This window comes from Pseudomonas sp. GQ91, from assembly GCF_059758795.1.
This window is the reverse complement of the sequence record NZ_JCAXED010000017.1, coordinates 92,457-115,452: the sequence shown is the minus strand read 5'-3', so window position 1 is coordinate 115,452 and position 22,996 is coordinate 92,457. Positions and strand designations below refer to the sequence as shown.

Here is a 22,996-nt window from a genome sequence, read left to right as displayed (position 1 = left end):
TTTACAGGTAAACTCCCCCTCTTTTCAGATTCTCCACGGAGTTCGCCTTGCGTCTGTTCCACACCTCCGACTGGCACCTGGGGCAAAACCTCCACGGCCAGGAACGCGACTTCGAACATGCCTGTTTCCTCGACTGGCTGCTGGCCCAACTCCAGCAGCAGCGCCCCGACGTGCTGCTGATCGCCGGCGATATCTTCGACACCGTCAACCCGCCGCTCAAGGCGCAGGAACGTCTGTACGACTTCATCATCAGCGCCCACGAACAAAACCCCGACCTGACCATTGTGATGATCGCCGGCAATCACGACTCCGGTTCACGCATCGAATTGCCCGCCCCCTTGATGCGCCGCTTGCGCACCCATGCACTGGGGCGGGTGCTGTGGCTCGATGACGGACACCTGGATGTCGCGCGCTTGCTGATTCCACTCCCCGACAAGAGCGGTGCCGTGGTGGGCTGGTGCCTGGCGCTGCCATTCCTGCGGCCGGCGGAAGTCACTGGCGCGCAGTTGGGCGACGATTATCTGCGCGGAATCGGCCAGGTGCATGAATGGCTGATCGCCGCCGCCAATGCCAAGCGCCAGCCCGGCCAGGCGCTGGTCGCCATCAGTCATGCACACATGGCCGGCGGCTCGGTCTCGGAAGACTCCGAACGCAGCCTGATCATCGGCAATGCCGAGGCGCTGCCGGCCAGCCTGTTCGATGCGAGCGTGAGTTATGTCGCCCTGGGGCATTTGCACAAGCCACAACGGGTGAATGGCGAAGAGCGGATTCGCTACTGCGGCTCGCCGATTCCACTGTCATTTTCCGAAATCGGCTACCAGCACCAGATTCTCGATGTGCAATTGGACGGCGAAACCCTGGTCAGCGTCGAGACACGCCTGATCCCCCGCGCCGTCAACCTGCAGCGCCTCGACGCCGAGCCGCTGGCCGAGATTCTCAAGCAACTGGCGGACTTGCCCGATGTCGACCTGCTGGCGGAAACCCAGCGCCAGCCGTGGCTGGAAGTGCGGGTGCGGCTCGACGAACCGCAGCCCGACCTGCGCCAGCAAGTGGAAAACGCCCTGCAAGGCAAGGCCGTGCGACTGGTGCGGATTGCCGCCGAATACGCCGGTACCGGTCGCGACGAGGACAACACCCCAGACCAGTTGATCGAGCTGGACCAACTCACGCCCCAGGAATTGTTCAGCCGCGCCTGGCTGGAGAACTACGGTAATGAAGTCGACGAACAGACCTTGAAGGATTTCGCCGTGCTGCTCCAGGAAGTGCAACAGGAGGCAGAACAGCCATGAAAATCCTCGCCATCCGCCTGAAAAACCTGGCCTCGCTGGCCGGCCCGTTTGAGATCGACTTCACCGCCGCCCCCCTGGCCAGCGCCGGGCTGTTTGCGATTACCGGCCCGACCGGCGCCGGCAAAAGCACCTTGCTCGACGCGCTGTGCCTGGCGCTGTTTGGCGCAGTACCACGGTTGGGAGACACCGGCCAGGCGAAAATGCCCGACGCCGACAGCGATATTTCCATTGGCGATCCGCGCACCCTGATTCGTCGCGGCACCGGTGGCGGCTATGCCGAAGTGGATTTCGTCGGTGTCAGCGGCCGTCGCTACCGTGCCCGCTGGGAGGCCAACCGCGCACGGGACAAGGCCAGCGGCAAACTGCAAAACAGCCGGCAAAGCCTGATTGACCTGGACAGCGAGCAACTGCTGGCCAGTCAGAAAACCGAATACAAGACCCAACTGGAACTGGCGCTGGGTTTGAATTTCGAACAGTTCACCCGCGCCGTACTGTTGGCGCAAAGTGAGTTCAGCGCATTCCTCAAGGCCAACGACAACGAGCGCAGCGAACTGCTGGAAAAGCTCACCGACACTGCGCTCTACACGCAGTTGGGGCGCCGCGCCTTCGATAAGGCCAAGGATGCCAAGGAAGCGCACAAGCTGTTGCAGGACCAGGCCACCGGCGTCACCCCGCTGGCCGTCGAAGCCCGTGCCGAGCTGGACGCGCAGTTGGACGAAGCTCAGCAACAGCTCAAGACCCACCAGGCTCAGCTCAAGCAGTTGGAACTGCAACACACCTGGCTCAAGGCGTTGCGCGAATGGCAAGCACGCCAGCACAGCGCGCTCGAACAACTGCAACAGGCCGAACGGGATTGGCAAGGCCAGGCACAGCAACGCCTGGACATGAGCCGCCTGGAACAGCTGGCACCGCAGCGTCATCATTTCGCGCGCCAGGCCGAGCTGGCCCATCAGTTGCCACCGCTGCGGGTGCAGATCCGCCAGCACCTTGAGCAAGAGGCGTCGCTGCACGCACGCCAGGCGCAATTGCAACAGCAACAAGGCAACGCCCAAAACGCCTTGAGCGACGCCTTGAAACAGCAAACCGAGGCCGTGCCGCTGCTGCGCCAGGCATTCGAGGAACACAGCACCCTCGCTCGCCTGACCCGCGACCTGAGCCAGAGCGGCGAACAGAAGCTGCTCAGTGAAAAAGCCTGTACCGAAGGCCAGGCCACCCTGGGTGCCCTTCACGAACGCCAACAGCACGTCGCCGCCCGTTTGCAGCAATTAGCCGCGCAACTTGAGCAGAGCGCCACGCTGGCGCCATTGGGCGAGGCCTGGAACGCTTACCGCGACCGTCTGCAACAGTTGATGCTGATCGGCAATCGCCTCAACCAAGGCCAGGCCGAACTGCCCACGCTGGAACAACAGGCGGCACTCGCCCAGGATCAATGGACGCAACAGCGCAGCGCCCTGGACCTGCTCTATCAGGAGGCGGGCGCGGAACCCCATGCGGTCGCCGAACAGATCCAGTTGCTCGATAGCTTGCTCAAAGACAATCGCAAGCAACAGCGTGCCTTTGAAGACCTGGCACGGTTGTGGGACAGCCAGCAACAGCTGGAGCAGCGCACTCAGGAACTGGCGGACAAACAGGCCACGGTCCAGCAACAACGCGAACAATTGAACCAGGCAGGCCTGCAAACCAAGGCAGAGCTGAGCGTCGCCGAACAAACCCTGACCGTCACCCGACAACTGCTGGAACGCCAACGCCTGGCCCGTAGCGCCAGCGTCGAAGAGCTGCGCACACAGTTGCAGGACGACCAGCCCTGCCCGGTCTGCGGAAGCGTCGAGCATCCCTATCATCAGCCCGAAGCCCTGCTGCAGAGCCTGACGCGGCACGATGAAAGCGAAGAAGCCAACGCGCAGGCGGCCGTCGACCGCCTCAAGGAAAAACTGACCGAATTGCGGGCCGATGTCGGCGGGCTGATCGCCCAGCAAAAAGAATTCCTGATACAGCAGGAACACCTGAGTAGCCAGCTGCAGGCGCTGGCGCCCACTCTGGCAGCCCATCCACTGTCGACCGCACTCTTCAATCAGGACGCCGCCAGACGCGGCGCGTGGCTGAGCCAGCAGTTGAGCCAGCTCACCCAGAGCATCAGCCAGGATGAGCAGCGCCAAGGCGCCCTGCTCAACCTGCAACAAAACGCCGGCCGCCTGCAGCAACAACTGCAAGCCGCCCAGGAGGCGAGCCAACTGGCCCGCCAGCGCTTGGTGGACCAGCAACGCGAACTGGGCAACGACCGCGAGCGCCTGGAAGAGGAACTCAATGGCTTTTCCGAGCTGCTGCCGGCGCAGATCCTTGAAGGTCTGCGGCGTGAGCCTGCGGCCACGTTCATGCAGCTTGATCAACAGATCAGTCAGCGCCTGGAACAGGTGGGCCAACAGCGTGAAGAGCTGGCCGAACACCAGCAGCGCCAGCAAACCATCGAGAAAGAACTGGACCGGCAACAGCACCGCCAGCAGCAATTGGAGGTGTCGCAACAGCAATTCATCGAACTAAGCAACCAGCAGCAAGCCGCCCAGGCCCGGCTGAGTGAACTGCTGGGCAAGCACACCAGCGCCGAGCAATGGCAGCAGCAACTCGAGATGGCCGTCGAGCACGCTCGCAGCAGCGAAGCCCAGGCCAGCCAAGCGTTGCAAGACACGCGAGACCAACTGATCCAACTGGCCGCCGACCTCAAGGCCCGGCAAGCACACCAGCACGCCCTGGAAACCGAGCAACAGGCACTCGCGCTTCGCCTGGGCGACTGGCGCGCCTTGCACCCCGACCTCGACGACGCAAGCCTCGCCCAGCTGTTGAGTGTCGATGACCAGCAAGCCAGTGCGCTGCGGCAGCAGTTGCAACACAGCGAAAAAGCCGTCGAGCAAGCCAAGGTGCTATTGCAAGAACGCGACCAGCGGCTCAAGGATCACCAGGCCCTGCACAACGGCAACCTGGAGGCCGAGCAGTTGGACAGTGCACTGGCCGAACTCAACCGCCAGTTGAACGCGGGCGAAAACAACTGCGCCGAACTGCGCGCCCGTCAAGCCGAGGATCAGCGCCGTCAAGACGCCAACCAGGCCCTGGCGCTGGCGATCGACAAGGCGTATGACGAGTGGCAGCGCTGGGCCCGCCTGAATGCGCTGATCGGCTCGGCCACCGGCGATACGTTCCGCAAGATCGCCCAGGCCTACAATCTTGATTTGCTGGTGCACCATGCCAACGTGCAACTGCGCCAACTGGTGCGACGCTACCGCCTCAAGCGCGGGGGCAGCATGCTGGGGTTGCTGGTGCTGGACACGGAAATGGGGGATGAGCTGCGCTCGGTGCATTCGTTATCTGGCGGTGAAACCTTCCTGGTGTCGTTGGCGCTGGCCTTGGGGCTGGCGTCGATGGCCTCGAGCACGCTGAAGATCGAGTCGCTGTTTATCGATGAGGGTTTCGGCAGCCTCGATCCCGAGTCACTGCAATTGGCGATGGACGCACTGGACGGCTTGCAGGCGCAGGGCCGCAAGGTTGCGGTGATTTCCCACGTACAGGAAATGCATGAGCGGATTCCGGTGCAGATTCAGGTCAAGCGCCAGGGCAATGGCTTGAGCACCCTGGAGGTCAAGTGAGCGGCGTGGTGGTGTATTCGTTTCGCCGCTGTCCCTACGCCATGCGGGCGCGCATGGCGCTGCACTACTCACAGGTAGCGGTGCGGATTATCGAGGTCAGCCTCAAGGCCAAGCCGGCCGAGATGCTGGCGCTGTCGCCCAAGGGCACTGTGCCGGTGTTGAGTGTCGACGGTCAGGTGCTCGATGAGAGCCTGGCGATCATGCAGTGGGCGCTGGCCCAACACGATCCCGAAAACTGGTTGCTCCAGGATCAGCCGGCGGTACAGGCGGCGATGGCGCAGTTGATTGAAGAGAACGATCAGCGCTTCAAACTGCACCTGAACCGCTACAAATATGCCGAGCGTTACCCGGAGCAACCAATGGAGCATTATCGGGCCGAAGGCGCGGTATTTTTGCAGAAGCTGGAAGCCTTGCTGGCTGAGCGCGACTATCTGCTGGCTGACCATCCGAGCCTGGCGGATATCGCCCTCATGCCGTTCGTGCGGCAGTTTGCCCATGTTGATCGGGCATGGTTTGCACAGACCCCGTATCGACGTGTGCAGGCGTGGTTGCAGCGATTCCTCGAGTCGCCCCTGTTCATCGCAATAATGGCAAAAACCCAAGACTGACCGTGGAGCGTGGCAACCGGAAAGTGGCGAAAGGCTTGTCCTGATGCTGATCAGTCAAGCCTTTATGTAGGAGCGAGCTTGCTCGCGAAGAACTCAATGCACCGCGATTATCCAGAAGGCACGCGTTATCGTTGATGTTTTTCGCGAGCAAGCTCGCTCCTACCACGATCGGGGTTCGTTTGACTGCGCAGCAGCCCCACGGCAGTACCGTAGCAGCGACCGAGATGCACACGCTGCACTTACTCACTCAGCTTTGGACTTTATGATCCAGCGCCGCATAAAAGTTGGCGCTTTGTTGCAGGTATTTCTGGGTGTAGCTGCGGGTGCTGGAAGCTTTGCCGGGGATGTCCACACTGGCGCTGGCAGGCAACGCCACCGTGGCCGAAACAGCGGAAGCGGCGATGATCGAGAAGAGATTGAAATTCATGTCGGTAACCCTTGTGTCTGGTTGGCTTGATGGCTTGTGAAAGCCTTGAAGCAAACTTACGCCTGGGAGGATTAGCCCTTGAAATTCTTTGAAACAGTAGCTGTTATCACTGCCATTGATAGAAGCAGGCAGGCCCCGTCGTGCGGGGCCTTTGGTTCATTTCCCGAGCAGGAACTTGAGATCGCTCGGGGCGTCGATCGGTAATTTCTGCGTGGTTTTACCCAGCAGACCGGTCTTGGGATCGCGTTCGATCACCACGATTTCATTGCTTTTCTGATTGGCGATCAGCAAGAACTTGCCACTCGGGTCCAGGCTGAACTCACGGGGATGATCGCCTTCCACGGAACGGCGCTGGACTTCCTGCAACTGCGCGCAGGCCGGATCGACGGCGAACACCAGGATCTGATTGGCGGTGCCACGGTTACTCACATAGAGAAACTTGCCATCATCGGAGGTATGCAGCGCGGCACCCGCCTTGTCCGATACCGGTTGCCCGGCAGCCATGTCGACCAATTGACGCTGGATCAACTTGCCATCCTGATAGTCGAACAGCGCAATCTGCGCGCTCATCTCCAGGGTCAGCCAGGCATGCTTGCCGTCCGCGCTGAACAACAGGTGGCGCGGGCCGCTGCCGGGCGGCAACTGCACGAAAGCCGGAGCGGCCGGCGTCAATGGCCGTTCATGATTGGCCTTAGGGTCATAGTGGTAGACAAAGATCCTGTCTGCCCCAAGGTCGTTGGCAAACACGTACTTGCCATCCGGTGATGACACCACCGAATGCACATGGTTGGACGCCTGGCGCTCGGGATTGACGCGGCTGGCGACATGCCCGCTCAGTTGCACCGGGGGCGACAGCTTGCCCTCGGCATCCACGGGCAACACCGCCAGACTGCCGCCTGGATCTTCCAGCACCGAATAGTTGGCGACGAACAGATGACGCTCATCAGTGGCGCTGCTTGAATGTGTCGGCTCGTTGCCGAGGCTTTGCACCTGGTTGATCAAGGTCAACCGAAAGGTCTGCGGGTCGATGCTGTAGCTGCTGACGCGCCCCACTGGATCCTGCTGGCCCGGGCCGTTTTCATTGACCACATACAAGCGCTTCTGGTCTTTGGACAGGGTTAGCCAGGACGGATTATGGGTGTGCGCAGCCAGCACCGGCTTACCGTTGAACTGGCCGGTACGGCTGTCAAACTGCAGGCGGTAGATGCCTTCACTGGCACCTGCGGTGTAACTGCCCACCAGCAGCTCATAGGTGTCTGCGGGCGCGGCCTGGACCGACATGGCACCCACGCTGCCAGCCATCAGCAGCGGCCAGAATTTACGCATCATCGGCTTCATCCTCATCGTTATTGTTGCCCGTGAAGGCGTTCGAGCAAATCAGCCGGTGTTCGCCCGAGTCACCGCTAAGGGTCCAGCTTTGCAAAGTCTGGTCAAATGTGGCGGCCTGGACCTGCTCCCGGCTGAAGCGCCAGCGTTTTTCCGCGCGGCCGTCCATGGCAATGATCAGCAACTGCTGTGCGTCGAATTCGAACTCGAAAGCGTGCAACCCATCGATTTCGAGCATGTCGCTGGTTTCAAGTTCAGTGGACAAGGTTGGAGTCGCGTCAGTCATCACAGGGCAATCATCAAAGAGAAAGGCGCCCATGATAGGCCAGTTTTCCTGCACTCCCAAGGTCGCCGGCCCAGGCTGATCACCCTGCGATTTCAGCGCGTGTTTCCGACCCGACCTGGCACACCCCGCGAACGGCGGGCGGGTATCTACATACCACCCGCATGGGACAGGGCTGAGGATACTTTTATCGTCGTCATTCCGACGGCCCTGAACGTATGAAAAGGACTTCCCATGCCCTCGCCCTCCCCGGTCGACCTTGTCTCTGCACTCGCACAAAACGTCAGTCGGCAATTTGCTAGTCGTCCGACTTTCGAACAGGTCGCGCAACACATGCTTGAACAAGCCATCAAGGAAATATACCCCGCACTGACCTTCGACCTCTCCACGACCCAATTGGCGACTCCAAATGTCGCCTCGCGCGGTTGGCGTCTCCAACCATTTCTACGCCGAGTTTTCGATTACCTGGCCCTGGGCACCCCCGTGGATTTCAGGCTTGAGGACCCCAGTCCGTGTTTCCTCTCTGAAAATATGCCGCACCCACTCAGGTCAGCCGGAAAAAACCTGGACATGAAGGTCATCGAAAAACGCTTGCTTGAACTGCCTGGGAGCGTGCCGATCGGATTCAAGGACGCACTGACCCGCTATTGGAACGCCGACATCGGCACCGACACGCACCCCAGCATCAGCCGCTGGCGCTGGCTCAGCGAGGTATTCAAGAACCTGCTGCATATCCGCGGGCTGCAACAGCCAGGCCTCACAGATCAGGCGCGTGAGGCGCTGAACCAGATCGTCCGTTGGCCTACGCGTGAGCAACGTTGGCAGCACAACAGCCAGGCCCCCGTCTACGCCTACAGCCTGACATACAGCCTCGCCCAAGGGCTCACCCGCAGCGTGCTGCCTGGCAACGAAATCCTTCTGGTCCACACGTCAAAAAGCACAACCGTTTTCCTGCTTTGCAGCCCCGGCAGCGCCGTGCAGTCCTTTGAATCGCTGGAGGCCTGCAACCGTCACCTGGGCCAACTGATCGCCAGCCGCTACCTCGTCGACTCCGTCACCTGCCAGCGCAACGAGATCAGTGGCGATGCCTTCGACACCCAGGCGGCGATGTTGCTGGAGCAGCAATTGGCCGACCTGAAAGCTGTGCAGTTGCCCTCCCGGATCGGCCTGCAGGATCTGCACGCGCTCTACACAGAATTGAGCGACCCGGCGCGTTTTCTGCTCGACGCTCCACGCCCCACACCTGAAATGTCGGCACGCCTCACGCCACTGCTGCCCGAATGGCTGAAAGCCGCCAGCGTCGTCGATCAAACGAAGTTCCAGCGCTACAGCCTGGCACTGGCCAGCGCCAAAAAACGCCGTCAAGGCCGAACCTTTCTCAGCGACATCCAGGACATCAAGACCTTTACGCAAGACGCCTTGCTCAAGCACATGCAGCAGGCGAACGACCGTAGCCCGACCAGGGTTCCCGCCAGCCACTACCTGCCCGACGATGTGGAACTGACCTTCATCGCCGCCGCGGGCTATCCGGGAACAACCGGCATCATCGAGAAAAAAACCATGAGCCTGACCGAGCTGGCGATCAACAACCTCGTCGCCCGCCCAGGAGGACACTTGACCCTCAGCCATCGCCTGGGCCTGACCCTTCCCGCATGGTTGACGCCGGACTTCATTACCCGCACGGACGGGCTGATCGAACAGGTCGACATCGGCACGACCTATCCCCGGTATCTGCAACAAAAACTGTTCGACGATTTGCCTCAAGCGCGGGAACATCAACAGCTGTTTGCCGAACAGGTCCCGGCACAGCTGTCGCTTGAAGCACTGAAACAGGTGCTCAACAACGAAAACGGCATGACTCGCCAAGGCCTGGGCCTTGTCGAAGCCCTTCTTGAACCCGACGCCGAGGGTCAACAGGTCAGCGGTCGGCTGGTGGTCATTCGACACCTGGCCTTGCTGCGCAAACCCGAGGCCCGGCCCGATCCCGTGACCAATATGTTTATCATCGAGCCGCAGGACGCTGAAACGGGCCCGCACCTGCTCTATCGCCCGTTCTACACGCCCTCGCTGCAGCAATTCGCGACGCGCCAGGCATTGTTGGAAGCCATCGTCGAACCTGGGGAGCTGCAAAACAGTGTTCTGACCTGGCTGTCCGACACCGCCCGCTCGGTATATGCCAATGGCGGCTTCCGTGAGCCGCACATTGTGCGTTTCCTTAGCGGCGACGAGTTCAGCCTCCCCGAAATACCCGCTCCGGCGACACTCGCCATCAACGGCGTCAACGACGAATTGCTGCAATTTCTGCACAACGGCAAATTGCTGCAGTACCTCTACGGCAGCACTGCGCGAGCGCTGGTTGCCCAGGCCGATCGAGATTCGGTCTCCAACAGCGAAAGCCGCTGGGCGGTGTTTATCGAGGGCGGCAGCCTGCTGCTCGGTACGTTGATGTTGGCGCCTTTTCTGCCCGGCTCGATCGTGGCCGCTACTTGGCTATGGAGCCTGATAGCCAGCGCCAGTCATGATATTCCGGCCCTGGCCAGCGAAGATCCGCTGACACGAGAACTCGCCACCGTCGATTTGCTACTCAACCTCAGCATGCTGGCGATCCCGCTCCTCGCCGCCACCGCTGTGCATGCACCGCTGCCCAAAACCCTCAAGCAGCACGCGATGAGCCCGCCCGCGCCACGCGTTATCCCAGAGCAGTGGCCGGTGCCCAAAACGCCGGACATTCTTGAAGGGCCTGTCGCGTTGCCCGGTGAACACCCCGACGCCACCGGCATGAGCCTGGATTTCAGTTTCGCCAGCGCCCGTCACCGCCTGACGCCGGAGCAACACGCCCGACTGCTGAGCTTGCAGGTGCCGCGCCCCGCGTCACTGCCTGAACCGCTTGAAAATGGCATATTCAGGGGTTTGTACGTGATCGGCGACAAATGGCACGCCCTGGTTGAAGACCATTTGTATCAAGTCAGCCCGCAATCGGATGGCAGCGCGACGATCGTTGATTCGCTCGATCCGGCACGCAGTGGCCCGGTGTTGCAATCGAACCCACACGGCAACTGGACCGTGGATCTGCGCCTGCGTCTGCGCGGGGGTATGCCACCCAAACGCGTAAAGGACCTGCGCCTGCACAAAGCCCAAAGACGGGTCGAACTGCTCGATGCGATGTTCAAACTGAATGCGCAAAAGACCGCTAACGAAAAGGCCCTGAACATTGCCAGGCATTTGCTGGCCCAGTCCGAGAAGGAGAAGAGGAGCGACTTTACCGATAGGCAGCGTACGCGCATACGTGAAAAGTTTTATGAACTGCTCCAGACGCACACCGACACCGTTGTGAAAGTGCTGGACACCCTGCCTGAACATGCCGAACTGGGTATTAAAACAGTCCCAGAGATCATTAGCAGCATGATGGAATGGGTGATCGAACGTGCCGACGAGGCCGTCCATATCTTAATGATCGAGCTAAAAATCCTGCTCGAAAATGTAGAGCTGGGAGAGACTGTCATCGATACGAAGAAGGATAAGGTGTGTGACATCTACGATCGTGTGACCTATTGGCATGAACTCAGGGACCGCTACCTGGAGCAGTTATTGAACCTGGATGCCGCAGCGTTCGAACGTCTGACCGAGGACAGGCCGTGGCATGAAAGTAACGCATTGACCACAAAAGCCAATCAGTTGAATGTGCTTTGGTATATGGCTATCGAAGATTTCGATTTCGGCCTGGACGACAACCTGCGTAGCATCCTCGAGTCATTGAGGGAACAGCTGCGCTCCCACTCCGACCTGCGAAGATACGACCTGACCCCAGCGGAACAACTTGAGATACTCGTCAGCCTGTCGGAGCAGTATGGTAACTCCCTCGACGCTTTGCAGGGTATGAAAACCCTCTATGTCGACGAGATTGACGAAGCCTATTTCGACAGGCTGCTCAGACTGGTCGAAGGTCTGTATCAGGACGCGTTGCAAAAATTGGCCGCAGAAGTCAAACCCGAGCCACAACCGCGCAAACGCCCGCCCCGGCAGCCCAAAACAGCTGCCGGGCGCCCTCAGAAAAAGGTCATCAAAACCCGCAAGAATGGCGTGCTGATTGGTGACCTGAAACCGGCCAGCGAAAACTTCCCCCTTGAAGTCGTCGAGCTGCGCTCCGAAGCCGATGACAAGTTGCTTGCCCGGTATTCGCGTCATGGCGACGTCTGGGACATCGTCGAAGAAGCACGTCCGGCCCCACCGCCCAAAACAAGGTCTCTCGATGTGGTCAAGGGTGATGTGCGCAAACTGCTCGGGCAGCTGGAAAAACATCTCAGTAACGCTGAAAGCTACAAAAAACGCTGCCGCTTTCCTCAGGAAATCGAGGAAATCCTCAACAATGAGGCCAACCGCTTCGGCAAGCTTTCCGAAGAGTTCGAAAGAGCCCTCGGCGCCTCGAAAACCTCCCGCACCCAGGCCGATCAAACCCTGATCGAGCAAATGTCAGACGCCATTTCGCGCCTGAAAACCAAAGGCAGTGCGTTGCGCACTGAATTAAGCCTGCACTTGCCGCCTACCGACGGCAACCTTCGGTACTTGTTCGAAAAAAAACTGATCCAGATCGCGCGACTCGGCGAACGCATTGCCTTGAAAGGTGTGCGCAAGGATTTCCTCGAAGAATACGCCATCAACGACCGTGACGGTCGTCCCCTCTGGTACGCGCATTTTCACTACGCAACGGCCGACACCCCGAAAGCCGATTACAGCGTCGCCCATTTGAAAACCAAGGAACAACGCAAGGAACACTACTATTCACAGCTGGCCAAGGCGGATAACCCTTACGCAGTGGTGGATGTGCACCGGGGCCTGCTCGGCAAAGCCCTGGCGCAACGCTGGTTCTTGCCCCTGGCGCCTTGATCTCGGCAAAGGTGCCCGGCAAGCGCCAGGAACTGGATACGACAAAGCCGCAAACCCGGGTTTGCGGCTTTGTCGTTGCAGCGTCCGGTCAGTGCGCGAACAGCGAATTGCCCTTCTGCCCCGCCAATTTCTCGGGTTTGATCAGGAACCGCGCCAGCGCCGGCAGCAGCCACAGCGCGCCGAACATGTTCCAGAGCAGCATGAAGGTGAGCATCAGGCCCATGTCCGCCTGGAACTTGATCGCCGAGAAGATCCAGGTGCACACGCCGATCGCCAGGCACAGGCCGGTGAAGAGCACGGCCTTACCGGTGGATTTCAGCGTCTGGTAGTACGCCTCCTGCAACGGCAGCCCTGCGCGCAGGAAACTTTCCAGGCGGCTGTAGATGTAGATGCCGTAGTCCACGCCAATCCCCACGCCCAGCGCCACCACCGGCAAGGTCGCGACCTTGACGCCGATGCCCATGAACGCCATCAGCGCGTTGCCCAGCACCGAGGTCAGCACCAGCGGCAAGACGATACACAGGGTCGCCGCCCAGGAGCGGAAAGTGATCATGCACATGGTCGCCACACACAGGTACACCAGCAGCAGGATGATCAGCTCCGACTCCTTGATCACCTCGTTGGTGGCGGCCTCGATACCGGCGTTACCGGCGGCGAGGATAAATTCCAGGCCGTCCTTGTTGTTCTCCTTGGCAAACGCCTGCACCGCATGCACGGCGCGGTCGAGGGTTTCGGCCTTGTGGTCATTGAGGAAGACCAGCACCGGCGCCACCGAACAACTGTTGTTGTACAGGCCATCGGCGCGGGCGATGGAGCTGTTCAGTACATCCGGGTTGCGCGACAGGGTTTCCCATTTCAGGTTGCCCTCGTTCATGCCCTTGATCATCTGCTTGGACACGGTCACCAGGGAAATCGCCGACTGCACGCCCTCGGTGTTCTGCATCTTCCACATCAACTGATCGATAGGCGCCATGGCTTCATACCGCGAGCAGCCTTCGGCCTTGGTCTTGACCATCACCACCAAGACGTCGGAACTGGTGGAATAGTTGCTGATGATGAAGTTGTTGTCTTTGTTGTAGCGCGAGTCCGGGCGCAACTCTGGCGCGCCCTGGTCAAGGTCGCCGATTTTCAGGTTCTGGCTGTACCAGAGGCCGCCGCCAAAGGCGATCAGCGCGAGAAGGATCGAGACCGGGGCCACCTTGGGGCTGGCAAATTTTGCCAGCAACCGCCAAAGCGCATGTTCGCGAACCGCATCTTTTTTGCTGCGTTCAATGGCGCGTTTGCTGATACCGACGTAGGAAATCGCTACTGGCAGCAGGATCAGGTTGGTAAACACGATCACCGCCACGCCGATGGACGCACCGATCGCCAATTCGCGGATCACCCCGATATCAATGATCAGCAAGGTGATAAAACCCACGGCATCGGCGAGGATCGCGATCATTCCCGGCAGGAACAGCTGGCGGAAAGTGCGCCGCGCGGCGGTCAGCGCGTTGTCGGCCTCACTGGATTGCAGCGCGATACCGTTGATTTTCTGCACACCGTGGGAAATGCCGATGGCGAAGATCAGGAACGGCACCAGCATTGAATACGGGTCCAACCCGAAGCCCGCCGCGTGCATCAGACCCAATTGCCAGACGACCGCCACCAGGGTGGTGATCAAGACCGCAATGGTGCTGCGGATACACCAGGTGAACCAGTACAGCAGCACCAGGGTGATGATGAACGCGATGCCGAAGAACAACACCACCATGATCAGCCCATCGATCAGGTCACCGACTTTCTTGGCGAAACCGACGATATGAATCTTCACGTTAGGGTTTTGCGCTTCGAACTTGTCGCGGATCTTTTCTTCAAGCTCGTGGGAAAATTTCTGGTAGTCCAGCGCCAGCAACGTGCCCTGGTCCTGGGGGTCCGGATAAGACTCCAGCAGCGGAATGTCAACGATGCTCGACTTGAAATTGTTGGCGACCAGCCGTCCCACTTGCCCGGACTTGAGCACGTTATTGCGCAGTTGGTCGAGGCTTTCCTGGGAGCCGTCGTAGCTTTGCGGGATCACTTCGCCGCCGGCAAACCCCTCTTCGGTCACTTCGGTCCAGCGTACACTGGGGCTCCACAGGGATTTGAGACCGGAGCGATCGACGCCGGGAATGTAGAACACCTCGTCATTGATCTGCCGCAGGGTCTCCATGTACGCCTTGTTGAAGATATCGCCGTCCTTGGCTTCTACCGAGATCCGCACCGTATTGCCCAGGTTCGCCAGGTCATTGCGGTGCTCCATCATCTTCACGATGAAGGGATGTTCGAGGGGGATCATTTTTTCGAAGCTGGTAGAAGGCCGGATCAGCGTCGCCTGCCAGAACAGAAAGACGCTGACCAGCAGGCAGATGACAATCACTGCCGGGCGGTTGTTGAAAATCAGGCGTTCCAGAAACGTCGCCTTGTCGTTGTGATGACTGCTCATGTAGATCCCCGCCTTCTTATTATTGTGCCTTGGCTTACTTGATCAGCGCGGCGCCGTTTGGCGCGGCCACGCGCACGCCGCCCTGTCCCACCAGAATCAAGTTGCCATTGCCTGCCGCCGTCACCGCCGACAGCGAAACCCGGTCCGCGCGGTTGAATACGCTGAAGCTCACTCCGTCGTCGTGGCTCACCACCACGCTGCCGCCGTTGCCCACCACCACCAGAGAACCGTCGTCCAGCAGCGTCGCGCCCGACAGACCGAACTCCAGGGCGCCACGGGCTGCCTTCAGTTCCACCGGTTGCCAGGTATCACCGAAATCCGTGGAACGGTAGAGATTGCCGCGCAAGCCATACACCAGCAACGTCCGCGGCTGAGCGGTGCCGATCACGCCGAACAGCGAACCCTCGTAAGGGCCTGCGAGTTTTTCCCAGGTGTGCCCGTCGTCGCTGGAGCGGAACATGCTGCCCTGCTCGCCGACAATGAACAGGCCGGCGTCCTTGATACGGGCGATGGCGTTGAGGTGATATTGGTCTTCGTTGTCCAGGCGATCGCTGACATCTGTCCAGGTCTTGCCGGCGTCGCGGGTCTCGACCAGTGCACCGTAGGCCCCCACGGCGAACCCGTGGTCGGCATCATTGAAGAACACGTCCAGCAATGGCGCTTCGCGGCTGCGGTCTTCGAACTGCTGGGTCCAGGTCGCCCCCGCATCGCTGCTGGCCAGAATCTTGGCGTCGTGGCCCACCGCCCAGCCATGCCGGTCGTCGATGAAAAATACCGCCGTGAGCAGTTGCCGGGTCGGGACCTTGGCCTGGGTCCAATGGGCGCCCTGATCATCGGAATAGAGGATATGCCCGCGATCACCCACCGCAACCAGGCGTTTGCCGGCGTGGGCGACGTCAATCATCAGGCTTTTTTCGGCCAGGGCCGATTGAATGGCAAACACCGCCGGCGCGGTGTCAGTTGTAGCCTGGGCCGTTGTCGAAAAGACCCCAGTCCCCATCAGCGAGAGCGCTGTGGCCAGCACCGCGACCTTGCGCGACGCTCGCGGGCGGCAAAAACCCACACCCATGACAGGCTCACTCATAGACCTTTCTCCCATTTATTATTGTTAGGTCGTATCGCCTTCCCGAGCGCTCGCGCCCAGAACACTGTCCTGAAACCTGCAATCTAGAGCCACTGGTGAAAGCAGGGCCATCCTATCGGGCTTTCGAATCGCCTGACAATCAGCGCTACGTTATCTTTTGTTAACTGAAGGCCTTTTGCCTTGGAGCTGAATATAGCTGCATTCGCCAAAGTGATGACACAACGGCTTGACGCATTCGGTATTTTTATTCCGATTATTGATATTAGAGAATTTTTATTCCATAAATACCCTTCCTGAAAATACTCATCCCAAAGGATCACCGCGATGCGAGAACTCGGAGTCGGCTTGATCGGTACAGGCTTCATGGGCCGCGCCCATGCGCTGGCGTTCAACAACGTACGAGCGGTGTTTGAATTACCCGTCACTTTGAAGCTGGCGGCCCTGGCCGACGCCGATGTCGAGCGCGCCCGACGCTGCGCCACGGCCTGGGGGTTTGCCAGGGCCTGGGGGTTTGCCAGGGCCCACAATGACTGGCAACAGTTGATCGACGATCCGACGGTGGATGTGGTCGCCATCACCACCCCCAACCACCTGCATTACCCAATGGCCATGGTCGCAATCGCGGCGGGCAAGGCGGTGTATTGCGAAAAACCGCTGGCGGTCAGCCTGGAACAGGCCGCTGCCATGCGTCATGCCGCCAGCGCGGCCGGGGTGGTGACGCGAGTCGGCTACAACTACCAGCACAACCCGATGATTGTTCTGGCCCGACAGATGATCGACAGCGGCGAGTTGGGACAGGTCCTCAGCTTCCAGGGTGAATTCAGCGAGGATTTCATGGCCGATCCGGCGTCGCCCTGGTCATGGCGTTGCGAAGTGGAACATGCCGGCGGTGCATTGGCCGACCTGGGCAGTCATCTGCTGTCCATGGCGCGGTTTCTGGTGGGGGATGTCGAGAGCGTCTGTGCCGACACTCAGACCATTCACACACAACGTCCTGCCAGCGCCGGGAGTGCCGAACGGCGTCCGATCGTGGTGGACGATCACGTCCACGCCTTGCTGCGGTTTGCCAACGGTGCGCGCGGAACCCTCAGCAGCAGCTGGCTCAAGCGCGGCTACAAGAACCACCTGAGTTTTGAAATCAGCGGGACACGCGCAACGCTGGCGTTCGATCAGGAACGCTTGAATGAACTGCGCCTGTGTCGTGCTGGGGAGGACGGTTTCCAGCGTGTGCTGGCCGGTCCGGCCCTGCCTGGGTACGCGGCGTTCAGCCCGGCGGCAGGCCATCAGTTGGGGTACAACGAGTTGAAAACACTGGAAGTGCATGAGTTGATCATGGCACTGGCAGGCCAGGGATCGACCGGCACCGATTTTGCCGCGGCCTGGGAAGTGGAGCGCTTGGCTGTAGCGATTCGGCTTGCCGCGCGGCAAGCGCGTTGGGTCAGGGTGAGTGAGGTGTGAAGCTCGTTTGTAGGAGCGAGCTTGCTCGCGAAAGACCGGAGGACGCCTCGGGAAAGCAGATTCCCCGAGGCATCGTTAGCGACCTTCGCGAGCAAGCTCGCGCCTACACGGTGAGGCGCATGCGAGCGGAAAAACCGGCCGCTTCCTGATCTAACGCAAGGCCCTGCGCAGTACCTTGCCCACCGTGGTCTTGGGCAGTTCCTCGGTACGAAACTCGACAAACTTGGGCACCTTGTACCCGGTCAGATACTCCCGGCAATGCACGAGCAATTGCTCCTGGGTCAGGCTCGGATCCTTGCGCACCACAATGATCTTCACCTTTTCCCCGGTAACCCCATCTTCCACGCCAATCGCCGCGACTTCCGCAACACCCGGGTGCAACGCCACCACGTCTTCGATTTCATTGGGGTACACGTTGAAACCCGAGACCAGGATCATGTCTTTCTTGCGGTCCACCAGCCGAATGTAGCCCTGCTCGTTCATCACGCCGATATCGCCGGTGGAGAACCAGCCGTCGGCATCCAGCACCTCGGCGGTTTCCTTCGGGCGTTTCCAATAGCCCTTCATCACCTGCGGGCCGCGTACCTGCAATTCGCCCTGCTCACCCACCTCGGCCAGCTCGCCGTCTTCACGCACAAAACGCACCCAGGTCGACGGCAACGGCACCCCGATGGTGCCGGTGAATTCCATCTCGCGCATCCGCGCAATGTCGATGGGGCTGATGCTCACCACCGGCGAGCACTCCGTGAGGCCGTAGCCCTCGATGATCGGCAAACCGGTGACCTCCTTCCAGCGCTTGGCCACCGCGGTATGAGTCGCCATGCCGCCGGCGATGACCAGGCGCAGATCGGAAAAGTCCCGCGCACAGAATTCCTTGTTCTCCAGCAAACCATTGAACAGCGTGTTGACGCCGGCGATGCCGTTGAAACGCTCCTTGCGCAGGATCATCTGCACGCGCTTCACGTCCCGCGGATTGGCGATCAGGATGTTGCGCCCGCCCAGGCACATGAACATCAGGCAATTCACGGTCAGCGAAAAGATGTGGTACAGCGGCAACAGGGTGACGTTGGTTTCCTGCTGGTTCTGGTCCAACTGATCGCCGACCCACGCTTTGGCCTGCAACAGATTGGCAATGATATTGCGGTGACTGAGCATCACGCCTTTGGCATCGCCGGTGGTCCCGCCGGTGTATTGCAGGAAAGCCAGTTCTTCGCGCTCCAGCGACACCGGGGTGTGCGTCTGCCCCCGGCCCTGTTTAAGTACGCTGTTGAAGCGCAGCGCCCCCGGCAGTTTGAAAGGCGGCACCTGTTTTTGCACACTGCGCAGGATGAAGTTCATCGCCGCGCCCTTGAAGGTGCCCAGCAAGTCACCAATGGCCGCGATCACGATGCGCTTGACGTTGCTGCCCGCCACGACTTTTTCCAGGGTGTGGGCGAAGTTCTCGAAGATCACCACGGTTTCCGCGCCACTGTCCTTGAGCAGGTGCTTGAGTTCGTGGGAGGTGTACAGCGGGTTGACGTTGACCACCACCGCGCCAGCCAGAATGGTGCCCAACAGGCAGATCGGGTACTGCAGGCAATTGGGCATCATCAAGGCCACACGGTCGCCCTTGCGCACACCCTGGGCTTGAAGCCAGGCGGCGAAGGCGATGCCTTGGGCCTGCCAGTCGGCGTAGGTCATTTCGGTGCCAATGCTGACGTAAGCCACGCGGTCGCGGTACTTGTGCAAGTGCTCGAGAAACACCTCGCGCAACGACGGGTAGTCCTCGATGCCTGCGTCGATGTCGGTGGGCACGCCGGGCAGGTAGGCGTTCAGCCAGATGCGTTCTGCTTGGTCCAGGCTTACAGCGTTCATGGCAGTCTCCTTGTTGTTGTTTTTGTGGGGCTACTTTTCGACGATAGCGGTAATGCCCAACCCGCCGGCGGCGCAGATGGAGATCAGACCACGCCCGCCGCCGCGCTGGTGAATGGCTTTGGCCAGAGCCGCCAGTTGCCGGCCGCCGGTGGCGGCAAACGGATGACCACAGCCCAGGGAGCCGCCGTTGACGTTCATCTTGGCGCGGTCGATGCTGCCCAGTGGCGCGTCCAGCCCCAGACGATCACGGCAATAGTCCGCGTCTTCCCACGCCTTGAGGGTGCACAGCACCTGAGCAGCGAAGGCTTCGTGGATTTCGAACAAGTCAAAATCATCGAAGCTCAAACCTTCACGCTTGAGCATGCGTGGCACCGCATAGGCCGGCGCCATCAGCAGACCTTCGCTGCCGTCGACAAAGTTCACCGCGGCGGTTTCGCCCGTGCGCAGGTAGGCCAATACCGTCAGTCCACGCTCCGCGGCCCATTCCTCGCTGGCCAGTAACACCACCGAGGCGCCATCCGTCAGCGGCGTCGAATTGCCCGCCGTGAGAGTGCCGTTCTGACGGTCGTAGGCCGCAGACAAACCGGCGAGCTTTTCCAGGCTGGCATCGGCGCGCAGGTTGTTGTCACGGGCCAGGCCACGATACGCACTGATCAAGTCGTCGAAGAAACCGTCCTGATACGCCGCATTCAGCCGCTGGTGGCTGGTGAGGGTCAATTCGTCCTGGGCCAGCCGCGTAATCTGCCAGCGCTTGGCCATTTCCTCGCAGTGCTCGCCCATGGACAAGCCGGTGCGCGGTTCACTGTTGCGCGGCAGCAGCGGCTTGAAGAACATTGACGGTCGCACACTCAGCAGACTGCGCAGTTTGTTCACACTGCCTTTGGCGCGATTGGCGGACAGCAGCGTGCGGCGCAGGGACTCGTTGATGCCGATCGGCGCGTCGGAAGTAGTATCCGCACCGCCGGCGATGCCCACTTCAATCTGCCCGAGGGCGATTTTATTGGCCACCAGCAATGCCGCTTCCAGGCCGGTGCCGCAGGCTTGCTGCAGGTCGTAGGCCGGGGTTTCGGCAGACAAGGTGGTGGACAGCAGCGACTCACGCGCCAGGTTGAAATCCCGCGAATGCTTGATCACCGCCCCCGCGGCGAATTCGCCCAGGCGTACGCCGTGAAGGTTGTAACGGTCGACCAGGCCTTGCAGCGCGGCCACCAGCAGATCCTGATTACTGTCGTGGGCATACACCGTATTGGAGCGGGCAAACGGAATGCGATTGCCGCCGACAATCGCCACGCGGCGGGTCGGGGCAGGACTGAAACTGTAGTCACTCATGGACGACTCTCATCAAAACGTGAATGCCAGATAAACAAGCCGCGCATATGCGGTTTGTCCCCGGCCAGGTTGCGCACCTCGAACGCACGTCGCGGACCGGCCGTCGGCGCATTCCACAAGGCGACCTGGCCGGGCAGAAAGATCGGCAACTTGAAATCGCAATGCGCCTCGGCCACGTCCAGCCCGCCCGGCGGTTGCTGGGCGGCCAGTGCGCGACCCAGGGTCCACATGCCATGGGCAATGGCGCGGCGAAAACCGAACAAGCGCGCACCGATCAACGAGGTATGGATCGGGTTGTAGTCGCCCGAGACCTTGGCAAATCGTCGCCCCAGATCAGCGGGCAATGCCCAGCGCTGAGTGCGCACCAGCCCTTGGTCGGGCAGCGACAGGTTGTGACCCCACGGCTCGCCCACTGGATCGACGACGTCACGGCGCAAATACAGGCTGTCGCTTTCCCATGCCAGCTCGCCCGCGCTGTAGGCGCGGGTGGCGATGCTCAAGGCCTGGCCCTTGGGATGGGCGACCCAACGTTCGGCATACACCTCCAGGCGTAGAGCCTGGCCTGCTTCCAGGCGCCGGTGCTGACGGATGCGATTGGCCAGGTGCACCATGCCGCTGGCCGGATAGGGAAAACTCGGCCGGGTCAGCAACATCAGGTGCAGCGGGAACGCCAGCACATGGGGGTAAGACAACGGCACGCCTTGCTCGCGACGAAAACCGCAGGCGCGGCCATAAGCGGCAATCGCCGGCGCCGAAAGCTCCACCGCCGCGCGTACCAGCCGCTCCTTGGGCAACGCGGGCGCGTCATCGAGCGTGGGTTTGCGCAGTGCCAACAGCCCATCCAGCAGCAGGCGGTTGCGCGACGGCGGCGGATCGATGATCTGCGTCACATACTCCATACTCAGGCTCCCAACAGGCTTTGGCCGCAGACCCGGACCACTTGGCCATTGACTGCGCCCGAGGCTGGATGGGCCAACCAGGCAATGGTTTGCGCCACATCGACAGGCTGTCCGCCCTGGGACAGGGAATTCATCCGCCGCCCCGCTTCACGAATCATCAGCGGGATTTTTGCGGTCATCTGCGTCTCGATAAACCCCGGTGCCACCGCATTCACGGTGACCTGTTGCGCGGCTGCCAGCGGCGCCAGGCCTTGCACCAGGCCAATCACTCCGGCCTTGGAGGTCGCGTAATTACTCTGCCCCAGATTGCCGGCGATTCCAGAGATCGACGACACGCAGACAATCCGCCCCCCGGGATTGAGCCCCTGCCCTTGCAGCAAAGCCATGCTGAGTTGCAACGGCGCCTCAAGGTTGACCGCCAGCACACTGCGCCAGGCCGCTTCGGACATTTTCGCGATGGTCTTGTCACGGGTGATCCCGGCGTTGTGGACCACTACATCAAAGGCACCGTGTTCGTGGATATGGGCCTGCAACTGCGTCGTGGCATCGCTGGCGGTGATATCCAGCGCCAATGCGCTGCCACCGACCTGACGGGCCGCCTGTTGCAGGGATTCCAGGGCTTGGGGTACGTCGACACACACCACCTGCGCACCTTCGTTCGCCAGGACCTGGGCAATGGCCAAGCCAATGCCTCGGGAAGCCCCGGTGACCAGGGCGCGACGGCCCTTCAACGGCAGGTCCCAGTCAATCTCCAGCGCGTTATCAACGGGTTTTTCCAGACGCACCACTTGCCCGGAAACGTAGGCCGAACGCCGCGAAAGAAAGAAGCGCAGGCTACTTTCCAGCACACCTTCAGCGCCAGGCGCGACATACACCAATTGCACGGTGATCGCCCGGCGCAATTCCTTGGCCAGTGATCGCACCAGGCCCTCCAAGGCACGTTGCGCGACAGCCTGGGGCAACGCCGTGCAGTGTTCGGGCGCCGTGCCCAGCACCACAACGCGAGCATGTTGCCCCAGGCGCTTGGCGTTGGTATGGAAGAATTCGTACAGCTCATCCAATTGTTTGAGATCGACAATCTCGCTGGCATCAAACACCGCGCCCTGCACCTTGACGGTGGATGGCGCCTTGATTGTCGCGGGTTGCGCCGTCACGGTATCCGTGGCGCGAAAGATCCGCTGCACCTCGCCTGCCAGGCGCCCTGCTCCCGCGACGATCACCGGGTTGACCAGGCTTTGCTGACCGCTGCGATGGCGTTGCAAGGGTAACGGTTGCGGGAGCCCGGCAGTCTTGGCAAACCAATGCCCCCATGGGGAATTGACGAAAGATAGGTAACGGTCGCTCATAGGTAATCCTGTTGCATTTCTGTGGGCGCGAACGGGCTCGCGAAGAACCATGACGATGAGGCGACCACCCTGAATAAACGCGGCGCTCTTGGGTTCTTCGCGAGCAAGCT

At 60.7% G+C, this 22,996-nt stretch carries 14 protein-coding genes; 5 read left to right on the top strand and 9 right to left on the bottom strand.

Translation table 11 applies throughout. From position 1 onward, the window contains the following. The first annotated feature begins 47 nt into the window (after positions 1 to 47). The 3 genes from AC6CIA_RS22940 to AC6CIA_RS22930 are packed head-to-tail and all read left to right on the top strand — an operon-like array spanning position 48 to position 5,532. On the top strand, positions 48 to 1,289 hold the full coding sequence (locus tag AC6CIA_RS22940; protein WP_498315381.1) for an exonuclease SbcCD subunit D C-terminal domain-containing protein: 1,242 nt from the start codon (positions 48 to 50) through the stop codon (positions 1,287 to 1,289). Beyond that, positions 1,286 to 4,924, top strand: coding sequence for an AAA family ATPase (locus AC6CIA_RS22935; protein WP_498315379.1), 3,639 nt, complete (start codon positions 1,286 to 1,288; stop codon positions 4,922 to 4,924). Before AC6CIA_RS22940 ends, AC6CIA_RS22935 begins: the two co-directional genes overlap by 4 nt. Then, entirely contained in the window at positions 4,921 to 5,532 is a 612-nt protein-coding gene (locus AC6CIA_RS22930) for a glutathione S-transferase (protein WP_498315377.1), read from the top strand. The genes AC6CIA_RS22935 and AC6CIA_RS22930 overlap by 4 nt, the downstream gene beginning before the upstream one ends. Before the next feature lie 247 nt (positions 5,533 to 5,779). Here AC6CIA_RS22930 and AC6CIA_RS22925 read toward each other — a convergent pair whose 3' ends face one another. The 3 genes from AC6CIA_RS22925 to AC6CIA_RS22915 form a co-directional block, all read right to left on the bottom strand. Then, entirely contained in the window at positions 5,780 to 5,959 is a 180-nt protein-coding gene (locus tag AC6CIA_RS22925) for a hypothetical protein (protein ID WP_084380193.1), read from the bottom strand. A gap of 156 nt (positions 5,960 to 6,115) precedes the next feature. Continuing rightward, positions 6,116 to 7,288, bottom strand: coding sequence for a lactonase family protein (locus tag AC6CIA_RS22920; protein ID WP_498315375.1), 1,173 nt, complete (start codon positions 7,286 to 7,288; stop codon positions 6,116 to 6,118). Further along, positions 7,278 to 7,571 carry a DUF5629 family protein gene (locus AC6CIA_RS22915; RefSeq protein WP_498315373.1) on the bottom strand — a complete coding sequence of 98 codons (294 nt, stop codon included), beginning with the start codon at positions 7,569 to 7,571 and terminating at the stop codon, positions 7,278 to 7,280. Before AC6CIA_RS22915 ends, AC6CIA_RS22920 begins: the two co-directional genes overlap by 11 nt. 567 nt (positions 7,572 to 8,138) lie before the next feature. On the opposite strand from AC6CIA_RS22915, the gene AC6CIA_RS22910 reads away from it, so the two are divergent. Then, positions 8,139 to 12,452: a dermonecrotic toxin domain-containing protein gene (locus AC6CIA_RS22910; RefSeq protein WP_498315371.1), complete on the top strand. Its 4,314-nt coding sequence runs from the start codon at positions 8,139 to 8,141 to the stop codon at positions 12,450 to 12,452. An 88-nt stretch (positions 12,453 to 12,540) separates the two neighbouring features. Here the strand turns inward: AC6CIA_RS22910 and AC6CIA_RS22905 are convergent, their stop codons facing one another. Both AC6CIA_RS22905 and AC6CIA_RS22900 read right to left on the bottom strand, forming a co-directional pair. Then, the gene (locus tag AC6CIA_RS22905; protein WP_498315369.1) at positions 12,541 to 14,916 is read right to left on the bottom strand and encodes an efflux RND transporter permease subunit; all 2,376 of its coding nucleotides are present in this window, start codon (positions 14,914 to 14,916) and stop codon (positions 12,541 to 12,543) included. A 34-nt stretch (positions 14,917 to 14,950) separates the two neighbouring features. Continuing rightward, positions 14,951 to 16,000 (bottom strand): WD40/YVTN/BNR-like repeat-containing protein, encoded by a 1,050-nt coding sequence (locus AC6CIA_RS22900; protein ID WP_498315367.1) that lies wholly within the window; start codon positions 15,998 to 16,000, stop codon positions 14,951 to 14,953. A gap of 324 nt (positions 16,001 to 16,324) precedes the next feature. Here AC6CIA_RS22900 and AC6CIA_RS22895 point away from each other — a divergent pair, with 324 nt between their 5' ends. Further along, positions 16,325 to 17,458 carry a Gfo/Idh/MocA family protein gene (locus AC6CIA_RS22895; protein ID WP_498315365.1) on the top strand — a complete coding sequence of 378 codons (1,134 nt, stop codon included), beginning with the start codon at positions 16,325 to 16,327 and terminating at the stop codon, positions 17,456 to 17,458. Positions 17,459 to 17,608: 150 nt separating this feature from the next. On the opposite strand, the gene AC6CIA_RS22890 is transcribed toward AC6CIA_RS22895, so the two are convergent. Genes AC6CIA_RS22890 through AC6CIA_RS22875 form a run of 4 tightly spaced genes read right to left on the bottom strand, consistent with a single transcriptional unit; the run spans position 17,609 to position 22,886 of the window. Continuing rightward, positions 17,609 to 19,312 carry an AMP-binding protein gene (locus tag AC6CIA_RS22890; protein WP_498315363.1) on the bottom strand — a complete coding sequence of 568 codons (1,704 nt, stop codon included), beginning with the start codon at positions 19,310 to 19,312 and terminating at the stop codon, positions 17,609 to 17,611. A gap of 30 nt (positions 19,313 to 19,342) precedes the next feature. Next, positions 19,343 to 20,641 (bottom strand): acetyl-CoA C-acetyltransferase, encoded by a 1,299-nt coding sequence (locus tag AC6CIA_RS22885; protein WP_498315361.1) that lies wholly within the window; start codon positions 20,639 to 20,641, stop codon positions 19,343 to 19,345. Next, on the bottom strand, positions 20,638 to 21,540 hold the full coding sequence (locus AC6CIA_RS22880) for a MaoC/PaaZ C-terminal domain-containing protein (RefSeq protein ID WP_498315359.1): 903 nt from the start codon (positions 21,538 to 21,540) through the stop codon (positions 20,638 to 20,640). Before AC6CIA_RS22880 ends, AC6CIA_RS22885 begins: the two co-directional genes overlap by 4 nt. 2 nt (positions 21,541 to 21,542) lie before the next feature. Further along, positions 21,543 to 22,886, bottom strand: coding sequence for a 3-oxoacyl-ACP reductase (locus AC6CIA_RS22875; RefSeq protein WP_498315357.1), 1,344 nt, complete (start codon positions 22,884 to 22,886; stop codon positions 21,543 to 21,545). Positions 22,887 to 22,996 lie beyond the last annotated feature (110 nt).

Excerpts from the sequence above, each read along its gene's own strand:
- AC6CIA_RS22935 (WP_498315379.1), top strand. The coding sequence starts at position 1,286 with ATGAAAATCCTCGCCATCCGCCTGAAAAACCTGGCCTCGCTGGCCGGC.
- AC6CIA_RS22925 (WP_084380193.1), bottom strand. The coding sequence starts at position 5,959 with ATGAATTTCAATCTCTTCTCGATCATCGCCGCTTCCGCTGTTTCGGCC.
- AC6CIA_RS22920 (WP_498315375.1), bottom strand. The coding sequence starts at position 7,288 with ATGATGCGTAAATTCTGGCCGCTGCTGATGGCTGGCAGCGTGGGTGCC.
- AC6CIA_RS22915 (WP_498315373.1), bottom strand. The coding sequence starts at position 7,571 with ATGACTGACGCGACTCCAACCTTGTCCACTGAACTTGAAACCAGCGAC.
- AC6CIA_RS22910 (WP_498315371.1), top strand. The coding sequence starts at position 8,139 with ATGAAGGTCATCGAAAAACGCTTGCTTGAACTGCCTGGGAGCGTGCCG.
- AC6CIA_RS22905 (WP_498315369.1), bottom strand. The coding sequence starts at position 14,916 with ATGAGCAGTCATCACAACGACAAGGCGACGTTTCTGGAACGCCTGATT.
- AC6CIA_RS22900 (WP_498315367.1), bottom strand. The coding sequence starts at position 16,000 with ATGAGTGAGCCTGTCATGGGTGTGGGTTTTTGCCGCCCGCGAGCGTCG.
- AC6CIA_RS22895 (WP_498315365.1), top strand. The coding sequence starts at position 16,325 with ATGCGAGAACTCGGAGTCGGCTTGATCGGTACAGGCTTCATGGGCCGC.
- AC6CIA_RS22890 (WP_498315363.1), bottom strand. The coding sequence starts at position 19,312 with ATGAACGCTGTAAGCCTGGACCAAGCAGAACGCATCTGGCTGAACGCC.
- AC6CIA_RS22885 (WP_498315361.1), bottom strand. The coding sequence starts at position 20,641 with ATGAGTGACTACAGTTTCAGTCCTGCCCCGACCCGCCGCGTGGCGATT.
- AC6CIA_RS22880 (WP_498315359.1), bottom strand. The coding sequence starts at position 21,540 with ATGGAGTATGTGACGCAGATCATCGATCCGCCGCCGTCGCGCAACCGC.
- AC6CIA_RS22875 (WP_498315357.1), bottom strand. The coding sequence starts at position 22,886 with ATGAGCGACCGTTACCTATCTTTCGTCAATTCCCCATGGGGGCATTGG.